This window comes from Vagococcus sp. AM17-17 (genome assembly GCF_003471765.1).
Lineage (GTDB): Bacteria > Bacillota > Bacilli > Lactobacillales > Vagococcaceae > Vagococcus > Vagococcus teuberi.
In genome coordinates, this window is record NZ_QRJY01000005.1 from 26,764 (window position 1) to 44,138 (window position 17,375).

The following is a 17,375-nucleotide window of genomic DNA, read 5'->3' on the forward strand; positions in this document are numbered from 1 at the left end:
CATTGTTTATCATATAAATAAATGATAGACGGAGAGAAAATAAAAAATGAAAAAGAACTCGGTACAAATGATGACGTATGCAGCGTTTTTGATTGCCTTAGGGATTATGATTCCAATGATTATGCCAGTGAGAGTTGTGATTGGTCCAGCATCGTATACATTAGCTAGTCATGTTCCAGTTATGTTAGCAATGTTCGTTTCACCATTAGTTGCAGTGCTTGTTGCGTTAGGAACCGCTTTTGGTTTCTTTATGACAACGCCATTTATTATTGGGATGAGGGCATTATCGCATGTGATTTTTGCCTTTTTCGGTGCACTTTATTTACAAAAAAGACCCAATATCATTTACTCACCTAAAAAAATGGTTGTCTTCAATGTGGTCTTAGGGTTAATCCATGCTTTATTTGAAACATTGATTGTCACAGCCTTCTTTATGACAGATGGATTAGGTGAAGCAAGTTATACAATGGGATTCTTTCAATCAGTTATTTTGTTGGTTGGAGTAGGTGGTTTTGTCCATAGTTTGATTGATTTTTCTATTGCGTATATGATTGCTCAAAAAATAGGGACAAGATTTTCATTTCCAGTTTATTTAGCAGCAAAAAATAAATAAATAAAAGACCAAATTTTCTATCAAATGAAAATTTGGTCTTTGTTATTTCTTATCTAATAACTTGTTCTGTTTGAGGATCAAAGAAGTGAGCCTTGTTTAAGTTGAAAGCTAATTCAATCACTTCTCCTGGACGATAAGTCGATCTTGCATCGACTTTTGATATGAACTCTGTTTCACCCGTTTTTGTATAAAGCATTGTTTCAGCTCCAAGTAATTCTGATACAACTACTTCAGATTTAACAATACTATTTGGAGAAGCTTCTTTTGCAAGAATTTCACCATGGATATCTTCAGGGCGAATACCAAAAATTAATGGTTTGTTAACGTATCCTTGTTCACGTAAAATTTTGAATTTTCCTTCAGGCAACTGAACGTTTAAATCATGACCATCAGTGATATGACCATCTTCTGTTAATTCAACGTTAAATATGTTCATAGCAGGAGAGCCGATGAATCCAGCGACAAATACATTGTTTGGTGTGTCATATACTTCTTTTGGTGTCCCAATTTGTTGGATAAAACCATCTTTCATAATAACAATACGATCAGCCATAGTCATCGCTTCAGTTTGGTCATGGGTAACGTAAATAGTGGTTGTTTCCAAACGACGATGAAGTTTCGCGATTTCTGCACGCATTGCCACACGAAGTTTTGCGTCTAAGTTTGATAATGGCTCATCCATCAAGAATACTTTCGCATCACGCACAATCGCACGACCTAATGCCACACGTTGCCGTTGTCCGCCTGATAAAGCAGCGGGTTTTCGTTGTAAGTAATCTGTTAAACCAAGAATTTCACCAGCGTTTTCTACACGTTTTCTGATTTCTTCTTTGTCATATTCACGAAGTTTTAAACCAAATGCCATATTATCGTAGACAGTCATATGAGGGTATAACGCATAGTTTTGGAAAACCATCGCGATATCACGGTCTTTTGGTGCAACGTCATTGACTAATTTGTCACCAATCCAAAGTTCACCCTCCGAAATATCTTCAAGACCAGCTACCATACGCAAAGTAGTGGATTTACCACAACCAGAAGGTCCGACAAATACAATAAATTCACGGTCTTCAATATGTAAATTAAAATCAGTTACTGAGTAATTAGGGTTGCCATCATATTTTTTATAAATGTGTTTTAAAGCAATTTCTACCATAGTGTATTTCCTTCTTTCATTTGTTTTATTAAATACAGTATAATGAATTCAGTAATACGCTTACAATGTAAATTTGCCTAGATTTTTTGGGCAATATGACGAAAAGGAGAGAAAAAAATGAAAATTGCACTGATAGCTCACGATAAAAAGAAAGATGAAATGGTAGCATTAACCAAAAAATTTGAAAAGGTGTTGAGTAAACACGAATTGTTTGCAACAGGAACAACAGGACTTCGAATTCAAGAAGCAACAGATTTATCTGTTTATCGATTTAAATCAGGCCCTTTAGGAGGCGACCAACAAATAGGAGCACGTGTTTCGGAAGGAGAGATGGATATGATTATCTTTTTACGTGATCCATTGACTGCTCAACCACACGAACCAGACGTAACTGCGTTGATTCGTCTAAGCGATGTCTATGAAATCCCTCTAGCGACAAATAAAAGCACAGCGATGTTACTTTTTAAAGAATTAGAGAATTTGGCGGAAATTTGACTACGATAGTCTTTATTGTAATTTTTTTTCATTATGATATAGTACGATGTGTAAAACAATTAACAGAGTAGGAAATATAGCGTCAAGTGCTACTAGGATGGGATGTTGCCTAGTGGACGAAAAGCACAAGTGGAGTGCTTGCGGCCATATTTCTGCATTCGCTGCATAATGGATGTAGCAACTCTAAAGAAAAAGGAGATGCTAGAATGAGCAAAAATGATTTTACACCAAAGTCGATCGCATTGATGGGGGTATTAATGGGATTACAAATCGTATTGACGCGATTTATTTCGATTCAAACACCGTTTGTTCGTATTAGTTTTACGTTTGTAGCGGTTGTGTTGATGTGTATGATGTTCTCGCCACTTGTGGCAGGGATAGGAAATGCTTTAGCTGATTTTATTGGAATTACGTTATTTCCAGTGACAGCAGGATTTTTCCCAGGATTTACGTTGTCAGCCTTTTTGTCAGCCTTTTTATATGGGTTATTCTATTATAAAAAAGACATGACACTAAAACGAATTATTACAGTCAATGTGATTGTGACAATTGTAGTGAATTTGGGGATGAACACATTTTGGTTATACTTAATGTATGGACCAGGAATTGTTGCCAATATTCCAAGTCGTATTGTGAGTTCACTTATTTTATTAGTGATTCATGTTGTAGGGACTTATTGGTTAGCAAATGTAAAAGTCATACAAAAGCAATTAGTTAAATTTGCTTCATAAAAAAATCATACAAAAAGCAGAGTGTATATGGACACGCTGCTTTTTTTTATGTTATAAATTATAATAGTAAGAAAAAAGGAGGGTATACATGAAAAAATATCAGTATATTATATTTGATATTGATAATACATTACTTGATTTTAGTCGATCAGAATATTATGCACTCCAAAAAGTATTCGCTACTTATGGTGTAGTTTTTAATGAAAAAACATTTAATCAATATAAAGAAATCAATCATGACTTGTGGGACCAATTAGAAGATGGTAAAATCAGTAAGGATGTTGTTTTAAAGGAGCGTTTTAAACGATTCTTTTTAGCAAATAACATTGTTGTTGACGGCGTATTGGTTGATAAACAATATCGTGGTTTTCTTGAAAAAAGAAATGATGTAATGGGTGGAGCCATTGATCTATTAACACAACTAAAATCAGATGGATATACAGTTTTTGCAGGAACCAATGGCGTTGGTCGAACACAAAGAAAACGTTTGGCTAGTGCTGGGATGACTGATTTATTTGATGACTTATACATTTCTGAGGAAGTTGGCTTTGAAAAACCAGATGTTCGTTTTTTTGATTATATTTTTAATGATGCCCAACTAAAAGATTTATCTCAAGTTGTTATGATTGGTGATAGTTTATCCTCAGATATTGAGGGAGCAAGTCGAGTAGGTATTGATTCAATATGGTTTAGTAATGGGGCAGAAACATCAGAAAAAAAATACACGCATAAAGTGGATTCTTTAAAAGATGTATTGGCACTCGTGTAGTTGGAAGAAAAGTAACAGTGTTTGGGGAAGTTGTTTGATTGGTATAATAAACTATTAAAGAGGTGCACGTTTATGCGTCAACTATTTATGTTAAAAGACGATTATACTAATGAAAACAAAAGAGAAATTATCACTAGAAACGGGGATAAAATTTATACCATTGAGTGTTTTGAAGACGATGGATTGACTTGTTATAATGTTTATGATGATAGACGAGAAGAAATTGCGCGTGTGGAAAGACACATTGGGTCAACATTACCTTGCTTAGATGTGGTCGTTGGTGAACGTATTATATTTACGGTAGCACAATCAGAGTCAATTTCTAAAATGTCTTTTCAAATAATTAGTGATGATTTAGAAGTACATGATGATTGGTGGTCAATGGATTTTGATGTGATGTCAGGTTATCGTAAGGTGTCTAAAGTGAGAAATAGATGGACCGCTTTAGGTGATGCTTATGAAGTAACAGTTTTTGAAAAATCAAACGAGGCTGAAACAATCGGATTAATGCTGGCATTAGATTCAGTCAAAAAAGTAGAAGCTAACGTTAATACACTAAAATAAAAAAACTCATTCTAGTTTAATTGCTAAGTAGTAAGCAATTAGCTAGAGTGAGTTTTTTTAATGACTAAATTGTGAGTGGTAGAGACTAGAATAAGCACCATCTTTGTTTTTTAATAAGGAGTCGTGAGTTCCTGTCTCGATGATTTTTCCTTTATCCATCACAAGAATAATATCGGCTTTTTTAATTGTTGATAGACGATGAGCGATGATAAAACTAGTTTTTCCTGACATCATGTTATCAAAAGCTATTTGGATATGTTGTTCTGTCAGCGTATCAATAGAACTTGTTGCTTCATCTAGTATAAGCATAGGAGGCTGACTGATCATCGTTCTTGCTATCGTAAATAATTGTTTTTGTCCTTCAGATAATAAAACACCTGATTGCCCAATCATCGTATCGAATCCATGAGGCAATTGTTGAATAAAGTGATAGATATTCGCTTCTTCACAGGCTTTTATCACATCTTGTTTTGTTGCTTGAGTGTTACCAAACGTTAGATTGTCCCAAATAGTACCTTGGAATAACCAAGTTTCTTGTAACACCATTCCAAATGAGCGTCGTAATTCATCTTTTGGTATATCAGTGATTGGGACGGAATCAACCGTAATAACACCTTTATCTAACGGATAAAAATTCATTAAAAGATTAACTAAGGTAGATTTACCTGCTCCTGTTTTCCCTACAATCGCCACTGTTTGTCCTTGTTTAACGGTTAAATTGAAATCTTCAATTAATGGTGACGCTGGATCATATGAGAAGTAAACATGCGAAAAGGCTACATCTCCAATAGGTATGAAAGGCTGGGTTAGTTTTTTGACGTATGCATCTTCTTCTGGTTCATCTAGTAAGTCGTTGATACGTTTAATACTCGAAAAAGCTGTTTGGAGTTGCGTTGTGATACTTGATAGTTCAATTAACGGTTTTGAAAACTGTCCTGAATAAATAATAAAACTAGATAACATTCCTAATGATAAGGGTAATGAAAAATTAACAATAAGTAGTCCGCTCACTAACCCAATTAATAAATAGCCAATGTGATCGATAAAACGAGATAAAGGATTTGTCAGAGAAGAAATGAATTGTGCTTGTTGCCCAGTTTGTTGCAATTCAAGATTCATGTCTTGGAATTGTTGAATAACGGTTTCCTCATATCCATATGACTTAATCGTTTTTAAATGGCTAAATTGTTCATTGATATAGCCAGACATTTTTCCTAGTAATTGTTGTTGTGCGTTGAAATATCTCTGTCCTTTTTTTGCTATCATCACATTAACTAAAAACATACCTGCTGTTATCAAGAGGATCACACCAGTTAATATAACGTTTAAAGATAGCATGATACCTAGTGCCACGATGATAATCGTTATGCTTGGAAATAGTTGATTAAATAAAGTTAGTAGGGCTTCTGAAATATAATCTAAATCCGTACTAAATCGGTTCATCGTGTCGCCATGTGAATGTGTATCAAAATAATTTATCGGTAATTTATTTAGCTTATGGTATCCTTTTTTTCTTACTTCCTTCATAGAAGTATAGGCGATATGCTGGCTGATTCGCTGTAAGAAATAAAAACTACTTGCCGCTAGACAAGTCAAAACGATAATGAGAAAAATCTGTGTTACTAACCCCGTCTTAGATGATAGCGTCATGCTATCAATCGCTTTACCAATATACATGGTGACCAACACACTACTCAGGCCGTATAGAAAACTCAAACAAGCATTTAAAATAATCGCTTTTTTGAAAGGTTTTAGATAAGGAGAGAAAGTTGAAAGTGTTTGTTTAAACATTTAGTTATCCTCCTTTTCTTGAGATGTCACAATTTGTTGGTAAAATATTGATTGCTTCATCAGGTTTTGATGCGTTCCTTGAGCGACAATTTCCCCTTGATTTAAGACTATTAAATGGTCTGCTTCTTTAACAGAAGAGATGCGTTGCGATACGATAATGCTATTTTTTATAAAATCAAGTCTTGCTAACGTTTGTCGAATAGCTAAATCCGTTTTATAATCTAAAGCACTTAGAGCATCATCTAAAATCAGAATACTCGGTTGAGAAATCAACGCTCTGGCAATTGCTAAACGTTGTCTTTGTCCTCCTGAAAAATTTGTCCCGTTTTCAGCAGTTGACATACTTAAGTCATCAACGAACTCTAAACAGTCAGCCCACTCTAGTGCTCTCCAACAATCTTTTTCCGTTGCATTTTGGAATCCCATTTTTAAGTTACTCTCAATCGTTCCTGAAAAAAGGACACTTTTTTGTGATACATAACTGATAGAATGTCTGACTTCTCCTGTGGTTAAATCAAGTAGATTCATATTATCTAAGAAAATTGTCCCATCAGTTGGAAGATAAAATTTTTGAATTAATTCAATTAACGCTGTCTTACCACTTCCAGTAGGACCAACGATCCCAAGTTGTGTCCCTTTTTTTAAATCGAATTGAATCTTTTTTAACACATCTTGAGATGAACTAGGGTAATGAAAGGATACATCTTGAAAAGATAACGTGTTTTCTGATTCAAATGGTAATACTTTATCTAAAGGTTGTGTTTGAACTTTCGGTGTTGTATTAAGTATTTCTTCGACCCGTTTTTTAGCTGAAAAAGCTCGCACGAAAATGGTCACTAAATTTGCTACAACAATTAAGGCAGCTAGTAGTTGTAGCATATAATTGATTAAAGCTACAATATCTCCTGTTTGAAGTTGTCTGACAGATACATTAATATCACCAACCCATAAGATTAAAGCAATAATCATATTTGTCATAAATAAGGTTAGAGGAGACATAAGAGCAGATAGTTTTGTCATATCAATGTAGCGATTGGCTAACTTTTCACTGACTTCAGCTGACTTATCCTCCATTTTTTTTTCGTTGGCAAAGGCACGAATAACTTTGACGCCGGTAAATTGTTCACTAGTAATGGTATTTAATTCATCGATGGATGATAACACTTGTTGGTATTTTGGTACTGTTTTACTCATTAAAATGTATAGAATAAATGAAAAAATAGGAACAGTTAGTAAAAAAATAAACCCCATTGATATATTGATGGTAAAGGCCATTACGATAGAGCCGATACTAAGAAATGGTGCACGAATAACTAGACGAATGAGCATGGCTAACGCTAGTTGTAATTGATTGACGTCGTTAATGGTTCTAGTTAAAAACGTGTCAGATCCAAATTCATCAATTTCAGTATGAGAAAACTGCGTGATTTTTTTTACAACAACTAAACGTAGTTCCGTTCCAAAACCTTGAGACGCAACAGCTGCATAATATTGGCAAACTAGGACGCATAAAAGCCCAAGTATAGACAAACCTAACATGTATAAAGTAGCAGCGTAGACCACTGATATATTTTTTTCTCGAATCCCTGAATCAATTAAATAAGCCATAAATAGTGGGAGTGTTAATTCGAAGATTGCTTCCATTAATTTAAAAGCAGGACCAAGTATTAATTGTTTTTTATATTTTTTAGCATAAGAAAATACAGACAAGTTAAGCACTTCCTTTCTTTAATTAGGTTAACATGATTTTAGCGAACATCCTATACCTAAATACGGTAAAAGATGCTCGCTAAATTAGATGTATGTGGCGACAGTTTTTAATAACAATTCTTCAGAATTAACCACGACGCCATTTAGTTTAATTAACCCAATCGTGTAAAGGTTAACATAAGGGAATTGAGACTCCGCTACATCCTGCAATGCTGTTATTTTTTGTTGGTTATCAGCACCTTGTTGTCTACTGTCTGTGAACAAACCGATTATTGGTATGCCAGCTTGATAAGCCACACCGATTTCTGTTGCTACACCAACATCTATGCTTTGACCATCAAGAATAGCAATCATTAAATCGCTATCTAATAGAGCTTTTGTATCATAAGTTGCTATCATTTTTGAGTCTGCATAACTATTTTTATCATTTATCTCCATTTGTTCCTGAGGTAAATACACAGAAACCTCTTTGTAAGATTCTCTGATTTGTTTTACAAGCCACTCGTTGTAATTTTTTTCCATTGTTGAGAATAAGGGACTAGCAAAGTATATATTTGTCATCAAACCACTCCTTACTATTACATTTATATAATACAATACCTTAATTTGTAATAATTTGTAAAGAGAATGTCATATTAAGCAAGAGTCATTCTTGTATAATTAGGAAAGATAAAAAGTGAACGTTATTAATTGAAAGGTGTTGGCGATTGTTGAATTATAGGAAAACTATAACTGGTCTATTGTGCTTTGTCATGCTAACAAGCATGCCAGTTTCGTTATTTGCAGCAACGAAAGAAGAAGACGTGAAAAAACAAAGTGTTGAGATTAGTGAAAAAATCGATAGTGCACTTGATAATGTAAATAAAAATTATAGAGATTTAGAAAATTTAAAATCAGATGTGTTGGATACTGAATCAAAAATTTTAACAACACAACAACAAATCGAAAAAACAAAACGCAGTATGGAAAAACGCAAAGAGATGGTTGCCTCTCGTATGAAAACAATCCAAACAAACGAGCAAAGCACAACGATGGTTGATACGTTGTTAAATGCTAATAGTGTATCTGATTTTGTTAATCGTGCGGTTGCTATGACCGTTTTACAAACAGCGGAAAAATCAAAAATTGAAACCCTAGAAACAGATAAAGATAAATTAGAGAGATTAAGAGAAGAATTAGTTATGGATCAACAAATTTTAGTTGAAAAACAAACTAAAATTGAAAATGATAAAGCCGCTCTAGAATCTCAAGTTAGTGATTTGAAGAAAGAATTAGCTAATAATGAAGCAACTTTAAAAAAATTATCTGAAGAGCGAGTGATAAAAGAAGCACAAGCTGCGAAAGAAAAAGAGATGGCAAAAAAAGCAGAAGAATTGAAAAAAGAGGGAACAGCCCATGTTTCAACAGAATCTAACGGCAGTAGCAACACTTCAAATAACACTCAATCAGCATCGAGTGGATCAACTGTTAGTACGCCTGTCTCAACAGAGAAACCAGCAGCAAGTAGTAATGGACGTACCTTAACGATGCAATCGACAGCTTATTCTTATACAGAGGGTGGATTAACACCATACACAGCAACAGGAATTGATTTAAGAAAAAATTCTCGCGTGATTGCAGTTGATCCAAGTGTGATTCCTTTAAATTCATTAGTTGAAGTATCTGGTTATGGATTTGCGGTAGCTGGAGATACTGGTGGAGCTATAAGAGGTAATATTATTGATGTTCATTTTAATACAGTGACTGAGTGTAGAAATTGGGGAAGACGTACTGTAACAGTAACGATTCAATAAAAAAACAAAAAGTATCAAACAACTAAGTGTTAAAGTTGTTTGATACTTTTTTAATTTTCGGCACCCTTGTTACTTTTCTCTTCTATATAAACCATTAGTCCATCGTAGACAGAATCTGCTACTTTTTGATGATAATTTTTATTTTTTATGTAAGCAGCATCATAATCATTATTGATGTAACCTAACTCTAATAAAACAGCAGGCTTTGAATTTTCACGCAGTACTTGATAATCTTGATTACCAAAGCCTCTGTTTTCTAGAGGCAGAATGTTCGCAATACTATCGTTAATAGCTTGAGCAAGTGGTTTACCACTGTCTTTTCGGTAGAATGTGGTTGTTCCAGAAGCTGTATTAGCCTGTGCACTTGAATCATAATGAAAACTGATAAAAGCATTTGCTTGACTAGAGGAACTTATTTTTCCTATATCAGTCAAGGAAACAAATTTATCTTTATCACGTGTCATTAAAACATTAAACCCATGAGATTGGAGTTCTTTTCGAACTGCTAAGGCTGTTTTTAGCGTTACTTCTTTTTCTAAAGTTTTTCCATCAATAGTTTGAGCACCAGGGTCATCTCCACCATGTCCTGGGTCTAACATAATCGTAAATTCAGGCATTGGAATACCAGGTTTTTCTTCCTTACTAGATATCTTACGAGAAGTGACTTGCCAAGAATTTAAGAATCCAGTTTTACCATCTTTGGTTTTAACTTTCATCCACCCATCCTCTGTCTCAGATAAATACGTTAAAGTAGCACCATATTTTAAAAAATCACCTTTATTACTTGATGTTGAGTTATTGCTCATTAAGTAAGCAGAAGTAGTGGCAACATGAAGCACTTGATTTTCTTTGTATTTATTGTCCCGGTTTTTTTGGATGATTAAGCTATCACTTGGCACCCAACCGTATTTTCCGTCACTATAAACACGTACCCAACCGTTTAGCTCAAGAGTCGCGTTCACGTGTTCATTCTTTTTTAACGTTTTGATTACCTTGCTGCTTTCTGAGTTATCTTTTTTCAGTTCTGTATTTCGTTTAGCAATAGAAGCAGTTAAGTTAGTATATGGACCACTAGTACCATCAAATAATAGCCAGTTAGGTACCCAACCAACTGTTTTATCAGCTGTTTGTATTTTGTACCAATCATTTTTTTCATCCGTAATAGTGACTTTGTCTTCTTTATGGACTTGAGTAATAACAGAAGAATACGCATCAGGTTTTTCACGGACATTTAAAGCGATTGTTCCCACAGTGGCAATTTGGCTATTCCCTCGCATATAATTAAAGCCGATAAAAACCAAAGCAACAACTAAAATATTAATGATAAACATTTTTATCGTGCGATTTATTGAGTTTGTGTTTTTCACATGGATTACCTCATTGATTACTTGATAAGGGATATTATAGCAAAAATTTTAGAAGTTGAGTAGTGAGTTACCCTATTATATCTTGACTTTTTGTACAATTTTTAGTATTTTAAGGATGAGTATCGATGAAGGAGACGTGCCTTTTTTACAAAAAAGAGAGAATGAATTTGGTGAAATCATTCATTTAAAGAGGACAGACACTCTGGAGATGGGTAGTAATATATCCCGCTAACGAGCGTTATATCGTTTAGAGAAAAAGTTTTTTGAAACTTTTTAAAAATAGGTGGTACCACGTGTAAGAAATTATTCGTCCTTGTTATAATTTAACAAGGGCTTTTTTTTATGAATAAATGATTAAAAGGAGATAGATATCATGCAGGAAAGAACAACATATTGTGGTCTAGTATCAGAAAAAGATTTAGGTCAAGAGGTTGTAGTAAAAGGGTGGGTGCAAAAGCGTCGTGACTTAGGAGGATTAATCTTTATCGATTTAAGAGATAGAGAAGGACTTGTTCAAGTAGTTTTCAACCCTGAAGTGTCACAAGAAGCTTTAATCATTGCAGACTCTTGTCGTAGTGAATACGTGATTGGTGTGAGAGGTAAGGTAATAGAGAGAACAGGTTCAGCTATTAACCCTCGAATGAAGACAGGTAAAGTTGAAATTATCGCTGAAGACATCATCGTATACAATGGAGCAAAGACGCCACCATTTGTCATCGAAGACGATCAAACGATTAGTGATGATGTGCGTATGAAATATCGTTACATGGATATTAGACGTCCATCAATGTTAAATAATCTAAAATTAAGACATCATGTAACACGTGTCATTCGCGAATTTTTAAATGATAATGGCTTTTTAGATGTGGAGACACCTTATTTAAATAAATCGACACCAGAAGGAGCAAGAGATTATTTGGTTCCTTCACGAGTTCATCCAGGACATTTTTACGCGTTACCTCAATCACCTCAAACAACTAAGCAATTATTAATGGGAGCTGGAATTGATCGTTATTATCAGGTAGTTCGTTGTTTTAGAGATGAAGATCTACGAGGGGATCGCCAACCGGAATTCACCCAAGTTGATATTGAAACAAGTTTCTTAACAGAAGAAGACATCCAAGCGTATACTGAAAACATGTTATCGAAAGTGATGAAAGAAGTAATGGGAATTGATATTCCGATACCATTTCCACGTATGACGTATGATGATGCCATGGCTCGATTTGGTAGTGATAAACCAGATACACGTTTTGATATGGAACTAATTGATATGAAAGAAGCAGTAAAAGATGTGGAGTTTAAAGTATTTCAACAGGCTTTAAGTTCAGGTGGAGCTGTCAAAGCATTAAATGCTAAACAAGCTGCAGATAAGTATTCACGTAAAGATTTAGATAAACTAGGTGAGTGGTTAGCGCAATTTGGTGCAAAAGGATTAGCTTGGGTCAAAGTAGAAGAAGATGGTCTTAAAGGACCAATCGCGAAGTTTTTAGTTGATGCAAGTGACAAAATAATTGAGACAACAAATGCTGAAGTAGGAGATTTATTATTGTTCTGTGCAGATACTGATTCAGTTGTCGCAGCATCACTCGGAGCATTAAGAAATCGTCTAGGAAAAGAATTAGATTTGATTGATTCAGATCAGTTTAATTTCTTATGGGTAGTGGATTGGCCGTTATTTGAATACTCTGAAGAAGAAGACCGTTTTGTCGCAGCACATCATCCATTTACAATGCCAAAGGAAAGTGACATTGAATTATTAGAAACATCACCTGAAAAAGTTTACGCCAAAGCCTATGATGTGGTATTAAATGGCTATGAGCTTGGTGGGGGCTCTTTAAGAATTTACCAACGAGATTTACAGGAGAAGATGTTTAAAGCATTAGGATTTACAAAAGAATCAGCTGAATCTCAATTTGGTTTTCTTTTAGATGCATTAGATTATGGATTCCCACCACATGGAGGAATTGCCTTAGGGTTAGATCGTTTAGTCATGTTGCTTGCGAAAAAAGATAATATCCGTGAAGTGATTGCTTTCCCTAAAAATAGTAAAGCTGCTGATTTGATGACTTCGGCTCCAAGTATAGCTTCAAAAGAGCAATTAGAAGAATTATCGCTAAGTGTTGAGTTAGAAGATTGATCGTTTTCTGTTAAGTAGTCAAGAAAATCGAGGAGATGCAACCAGTGGAAAAACTAAAAACATGTAAAGAGTATATGACGGATAACGGTTACATGGAAAAGGTTTCAATGGCCGTTGTTAATGGCATTTTACAAGCTATTGCACTGAATTTATTTTGGAGACCAGGACATATTTATGCCAGTGGTATCACAGGGCTAGGACAAATTATCGTCACGTTAGCTGAAAAAGCATCTGGCGTTGAGTTGCCTATGGGAGTTGTATTGTACTGCTTAAATATTCCATTATTTATTTTAGCGTGGAAGATGCTAAGCCGAAAATTTACAGTCTTTACTATGGTATCCGTCTTTATGACAGCCTTTTTCGTCCAAATTATTCCAACTACTGTTCTATCTACAGACCCAATTATCTGTGCCATTTTTGGCGGGGGAGTTTGTGGACTTGGTGTTGGTTTAGCATTACGTAGTGGATTGTCTTCAGGGGGATTGGATATCGTTAGCATGACGATTCGAAAATTAACTGGTCGAAATGTAGGCTCATTAAATATTATTTTTAATGCGTGTATTATTTTGACATCAGGTTATTTATTTGGTTGGCCTTACTCTTTTTATAGTGCTTTTTCAATTTTTGTTAATGGTAAAGTAGTTGATATGGTTTATACTAAACAAAAGAAAATGCAAGTGATGATTATTACGACAAAACCACAAAAGGTAGTAGATGAGTTACAGTCTAGAATACGTCGAGGTATTACAATTTTAAATGATGCTGAAGGGGCGTTTTCTCATAACGAACAAAAAGTATTACTAACGGTATTAACTCGTGATCAGATTCCGATGTTGCAGCATGCAATGCAGCATGCTGATCCAAAAGCGTTTGTGAGTATTTCTGAGAACGTAACAATTATGGGGAACTTTTATGAAACAATTGATTAACTATTAATAACCCCTCTATTATTATACATTTTTAAATAAAGGTGTGTTTTTTGCAAAAAAATAAACGAAATTTTGCAATAATATTAAGAAAATCTAATATTAAAAGTGTTTTATTGAATTAATGTTTGCGAAGATTTATAAAATGTCTTTAATTTATAGAAGTTATAGTTTATAATGAGATATATGCCATTTATTTTTAATCTCAAAGTAATTTAGTTACTATTAAAACTATTGCTTAATAGATTCTTTTCTAATATAATTATAAGATATCTTGATAGTTTTTATCTGTTAAGCATATAGATATTATTAAAAATGAAGAGTTTTATGAATAAATAAAATCAGTACGGGAATAAGATAAGAAAGGAGAATTCTATTGTTTGTTGACAACAAATTATTAGACGTGAGAAATTTACATACTGGATTTCGAATCAAAGACAATTTTTATGATGCAGTAGATGACGTGTCAATTACATTAGACAAAAATGAAATTTTAGCAATTGTTGGAGAATCTGGTTGTGGTAAAAGTACATTAGCAATGACCATAATGGGATTACAAGATCCAAAAAATACTAGAATTACAGGAGATATCATCTACAACGATTTAAATCTTGTAGGTCTATCTGAAACGCTTTATAACAAGATTAGAGGAAATGATATAGGGATGATTTTCCAAGATCCGTTATCAGCGTTGAATCCATTGATGCGTATTGGAGACCAAATTGCTGAAGCGTTGTTCTATCATACAGATTTAGATGAAAAACAACGAACTGCTCGCGCTATTGAGTTGCTAAACCAAGTAGGGATTGTTAATCCTGAACGTGTGGCAAAGCAATACCCACATGAATTGTCTGGTGGGATGAGGCAACGTGTTATTATCGCGATTGCTATTTCTTGTAAACCACCAATTATTATCGCTGATGAGCCAACAACAGCACTTGATGTAACAATTCAAGCTCAAATTTTAGACTTATTAGGCGATTTACAAGAGGAAACAGAAGCCGGTATTATTTTAATTACTCACGATTTAGGTGTAGTAGCTGAGACAGCAGATAGAGTTGCTGTTATGTATGGTGGTCAAATTGTAGAAGAAGCACCTGTTGATGTTTTATTCTCTAATCCACAACATCCTTATACACGCTCGTTACTGAACTCAATTCCACAAGAAGATGCGCACGATTCTGAATTACATGTTATCGAGGGAGTGGTTCCTTCATTGAAAAATATGCCAAGAACTGGTTGTCGGTTTGCAGCTCGTATTCCTTGGATACCTGAAGACGCTCATGAAGAGCAACCAACATTGCATGAAATAGAACCAGGACACTTTGTTCGATGTACATGTTACAAACATTTCCACTTTAGAGAAGAAGGTGACGCATAATGGGATTGATAGAAATAAAAGATTTAAAAGTACATTACCCAATTCGTGGAGGCTTTTTAAACAAAGTAGTTGATTATGTTTATGCTGTTGATGGCGTTGATTTTCAAATTGAGGCTGGAAAAACGTACGGTTTAGTTGGAGAATCTGGTTCTGGAAAATCAACAATTGGTAAAACAATTGTAGGGCTAGAAAAAGCCACAGCTGGAGAAATTTTATTTGAAAATACAAATGTTATCTCGAAAAGAGCTAGAAAATCAATTGGCTATAATAAAGATGTCCAAATGATTTTCCAAGATTCTATGTCAAGTTTAAATCCTAAAAAACGTGTATTGGATATTATTGCTGAACCTATTCGAAATTTTGAAAACCTATCTGTTCAAGAAGAAAAGAAACGTGTTCAAAGTTTGTTAGATATTGTTGGGATGCCAACAGATGCATTGTATAAGTATCCACATGAGTTTTCTGGTGGGCAAAGACAACGTTTAGGAGTGGCGCGAGCTGTTGCGACAAATCCTAAATTAATCATTGCTGATGAGCCAGTATCTGCTCTTGACTTATCAGTTCAAGCGCAAGTATTAAACTTCATGAAACGTATTCAAGAAGAGTACAATTTAAGTTATTTATTTATTTCTCATGATTTAGGTGTGGTAAAACATATGTGTGATAACATTGCGATTATGAATCATGGTCGTTTTGTTGAAATAGGAACAAGAGAAGACATTTATAATAACCCACAACATATTTACACAAAACGCTTACTGTCTGCCATTCCTAAAATTGATGTTGGAAATCGTGAACAGCATAAAGAAGAGCGTCGTAAAGTTGAAAAAGATTTCCAAGACTTATACAGCCAGTATTACGATGAAAATGGTCGTGTATATGACTTGAAAACTATTAGTCCAACTCATCAGGCAGCAATTAAGACAACTGAAGGGGGAGGACAATGATATGTGGAAAACAATATTAAGACGTGTACTACTAATGATTCCACAAATTTTTGTGTTGAGTCTGTTTATCTTTTTATTAGCAAAAGCTATGCCGGGAGATCCGTTTACTGGATTAATTAATCCTAATATGGACCCTGCGACAATCGATCGAATGCGTGAAGCAGCAGGATTAAATAATCCTTGGTATATTCAGTATTTTGATTGGATAACCAATGCATTTAAAGGTGATTTTGGACAAAGTTTCTTATATAAACTACCTGTAAGTGATATTATTGGTTCTCGTGTTGGGAATACCATTTACTTGTCATTATTAACAGTTATTATTACATATGCAATTGCCTTACCTTTAGGATTAGTCTCAGGTCGTTATCAAAACTCTTGGTTTGATAAAGCAGTTGTCGTTTATAACTTTGTCAGCTTTGCTGTTCCAATCTTTATCTTCGCGTTACTGATGCTATTTGTCTTTGGTTACCGTTTAGAATGGTTCCCAACAACGGGATCAGTGGCAACAGGATTAGAACCGGGGTCATTACAATATGTGATGAGTCGCTTATATCACATGATTTTACCAGCCATCACACAAGCCTTACTTGCAACAGCTGTAACGATTCAATACTTACGTAATGAAGTGATTGATGCCAAACAATTAGATTTCGTTCGTACAGCAAGAGCAAAAGGTGTACCGACTAATAAAGTCTTTACACATCATATTTTTAGAAATGCCTCTTTACCAATAGCAGCCCAATTAAGTTATGAAATTACTGCTTTAATTAGTGGGTCAGTTGTTATTGAACAAACCTTTGCTTATCCAGGTATTGGTAAATTGTTTATTGATGCAATCAATGGACGTGACTACTCAGTGATTACAGCCATAGTATTAATACTAGGTATTGTCACAATTATCGGGAATCTAATTTCAGATATTGTCATGAGTATCGTCGATCCTCGTATTCGTATTCAGTAACAAACCAATAGTTAAGAAAGGAGACTCG

At 34.5% G+C, this 17,375-nt stretch carries 16 protein-coding genes and 1 riboswitch; of the genes, 11 read left to right on the forward strand and 5 right to left on the reverse strand.

All coding sequences use genetic code 11. The features are described 5' to 3' along the window. Positions 1–46 precede the first annotated feature (46 nt). Positions 47–613, forward strand: a complete 567-nt coding sequence (locus DW196_RS07690; RefSeq protein ID WP_118250851.1) for a hypothetical protein — start codon at positions 47–49, stop codon at positions 611–613. Positions 614–662: 49 nt separating this feature from the next. On the opposite strand, the gene DW196_RS07695 is transcribed toward DW196_RS07690, so the two are convergent. Beyond that, positions 663–1,769, reverse strand: coding sequence for an ABC transporter ATP-binding protein (locus DW196_RS07695; RefSeq protein ID WP_118250852.1), 1,107 nt, complete (start codon positions 1,767–1,769; stop codon positions 663–665). Positions 1,770–1,886: 117 nt separating this feature from the next. Between DW196_RS07695 and mgsA the strand changes: the two genes are divergently transcribed. From mgsA to DW196_RS07715, 4 genes are all read left to right on the forward strand, one after another. Continuing rightward, positions 1,887–2,264, forward strand: a complete 378-nt coding sequence (mgsA, locus tag DW196_RS07700; protein ID WP_118250853.1) for a methylglyoxal synthase — start codon at positions 1,887–1,889, stop codon at positions 2,262–2,264. A 61-nt stretch (positions 2,265–2,325) separates the two neighbouring features. Next, positions 2,326–2,430: riboswitch (THF riboswitch) on the forward strand. A gap of 40 nt (positions 2,431–2,470) precedes the next feature. Next, a complete protein-coding gene (locus tag DW196_RS07705; RefSeq protein WP_071456132.1) occupies positions 2,471–2,995 on the forward strand; it encodes a folate family ECF transporter S component in 525 nt (174 codons plus the stop codon). Positions 2,996–3,083: 88 nt separating this feature from the next. Further along, positions 3,084–3,764: a YjjG family noncanonical pyrimidine nucleotidase gene (locus DW196_RS07710; RefSeq protein WP_071456133.1), complete on the forward strand. Its 681-nt coding sequence runs from the start codon at positions 3,084–3,086 to the stop codon at positions 3,762–3,764. Between the two features lie 72 nt (positions 3,765–3,836). Then, entirely contained in the window at positions 3,837–4,328 is a 492-nt protein-coding gene (locus tag DW196_RS07715; protein WP_071456134.1) for a hypothetical protein, read from the forward strand. Positions 4,329–4,385: 57 nt separating this feature from the next. Here the strand turns inward: DW196_RS07715 and DW196_RS07720 are convergent, their stop codons facing one another. The 3 genes from DW196_RS07720 to DW196_RS07730 form a co-directional block, all read right to left on the reverse strand. Then, positions 4,386–6,119, reverse strand: a complete 1,734-nt coding sequence (locus tag DW196_RS07720; protein WP_118250854.1) for an ABC transporter ATP-binding protein — start codon at positions 6,117–6,119, stop codon at positions 4,386–4,388. Continuing rightward, a complete protein-coding gene (locus tag DW196_RS07725) occupies positions 6,120–7,829 on the reverse strand; it encodes an ABC transporter ATP-binding protein (protein WP_233541938.1) in 1,710 nt (569 codons plus the stop codon). It abuts the gene before it with no gap. A gap of 84 nt (positions 7,830–7,913) precedes the next feature. Next, complete coding sequence (locus tag DW196_RS07730) at positions 7,914–8,390, reverse strand: nucleoside 2-deoxyribosyltransferase (protein ID WP_071456137.1); 477 nt, start codon at positions 8,388–8,390, stop codon at positions 7,914–7,916. 149 nt (positions 8,391–8,539) lie between these two features. On the opposite strand from DW196_RS07730, the gene DW196_RS07735 reads away from it, so the two are divergent. After that, entirely contained in the window at positions 8,540–9,622 is a 1,083-nt protein-coding gene (locus DW196_RS07735) for a 3D domain-containing protein (protein ID WP_147408678.1), read from the forward strand. Positions 9,623–9,672: 50 nt separating this feature from the next. Here DW196_RS07735 and DW196_RS07740 read toward each other — a convergent pair whose 3' ends face one another. After that, positions 9,673–10,989, reverse strand: a complete 1,317-nt coding sequence (locus tag DW196_RS07740) for an N-acetylmuramoyl-L-alanine amidase (protein ID WP_118250856.1) — start codon at positions 10,987–10,989, stop codon at positions 9,673–9,675. Between the two features lie 373 nt (positions 10,990–11,362). Here DW196_RS07740 and aspS point away from each other — a divergent pair, with 373 nt between their 5' ends. From aspS to opp4B, 5 genes are all read left to right on the forward strand, one after another. Next, positions 11,363–13,129: an aspartate--tRNA ligase gene (gene aspS / locus DW196_RS07745; protein WP_118250857.1), complete on the forward strand. Its 1,767-nt coding sequence runs from the start codon at positions 11,363–11,365 to the stop codon at positions 13,127–13,129. A gap of 74 nt (positions 13,130–13,203) precedes the next feature. Further along, the gene (locus DW196_RS07750) at positions 13,204–14,058 is read left to right on the forward strand and encodes a YitT family protein (RefSeq protein ID WP_118250880.1); all 855 of its coding nucleotides are present in this window, start codon (positions 13,204–13,206) and stop codon (positions 14,056–14,058) included. 373 nt (positions 14,059–14,431) lie between these two features. Beyond that, positions 14,432–15,436, forward strand: a complete 1,005-nt coding sequence (locus DW196_RS07755) for an ABC transporter ATP-binding protein (protein WP_071456142.1) — start codon at positions 14,432–14,434, stop codon at positions 15,434–15,436. Next, positions 15,433–16,383, forward strand: a complete 951-nt coding sequence (locus DW196_RS07760; RefSeq protein WP_118250858.1) for an ATP-binding cassette domain-containing protein — start codon at positions 15,433–15,435, stop codon at positions 16,381–16,383. The genes DW196_RS07755 and DW196_RS07760 overlap by 4 nt, the downstream gene beginning before the upstream one ends. 1 nt (position 16,384) lies before the next feature. Continuing rightward, positions 16,385–17,347 carry an oligopeptide ABC transporter permease gene (opp4B, locus tag DW196_RS07765; RefSeq protein WP_071456144.1) on the forward strand — a complete coding sequence of 321 codons (963 nt, stop codon included), beginning with the start codon at positions 16,385–16,387 and terminating at the stop codon, positions 17,345–17,347. Positions 17,348–17,375: the final 28 nt, after the last annotated feature.

Bases quoted from the DNA above. Each gene is read 5' to 3' on its own strand.
- mgsA (WP_118250853.1), top strand. From the start codon at position 1,887: ATGAAAATTGCACTGATAGCTCACGATAAAAAGAAAGATGAAATGGTA.
- DW196_RS07720 (WP_118250854.1), bottom strand. From the start codon at position 6,119: ATGTTTAAACAAACACTTTCAACTTTCTCTCCTTATCTAAAACCTTTC.
- DW196_RS07710 (WP_071456133.1), top strand. From the start codon at position 3,084: ATGAAAAAATATCAGTATATTATATTTGATATTGATAATACATTACTT.
- DW196_RS07730 (WP_071456137.1), bottom strand. From the start codon at position 8,390: ATGACAAATATATACTTTGCTAGTCCCTTATTCTCAACAATGGAAAAA.
- DW196_RS07750 (WP_118250880.1), top strand. From the start codon at position 13,204: ATGACGGATAACGGTTACATGGAAAAGGTTTCAATGGCCGTTGTTAAT.
- DW196_RS07705 (WP_071456132.1), top strand. From the start codon at position 2,471: ATGAGCAAAAATGATTTTACACCAAAGTCGATCGCATTGATGGGGGTA.
- DW196_RS07695 (WP_118250852.1), bottom strand. From the start codon at position 1,769: ATGGTAGAAATTGCTTTAAAACACATTTATAAAAAATATGATGGCAAC.
- DW196_RS07715 (WP_071456134.1), top strand. From the start codon at position 3,837: ATGCGTCAACTATTTATGTTAAAAGACGATTATACTAATGAAAACAAA.
- DW196_RS07690 (WP_118250851.1), top strand. From the start codon at position 47: ATGAAAAAGAACTCGGTACAAATGATGACGTATGCAGCGTTTTTGATT.
- opp4B (WP_071456144.1), top strand. From the start codon at position 16,385: ATGTGGAAAACAATATTAAGACGTGTACTACTAATGATTCCACAAATT.
- aspS (WP_118250857.1), top strand. From the start codon at position 11,363: ATGCAGGAAAGAACAACATATTGTGGTCTAGTATCAGAAAAAGATTTA.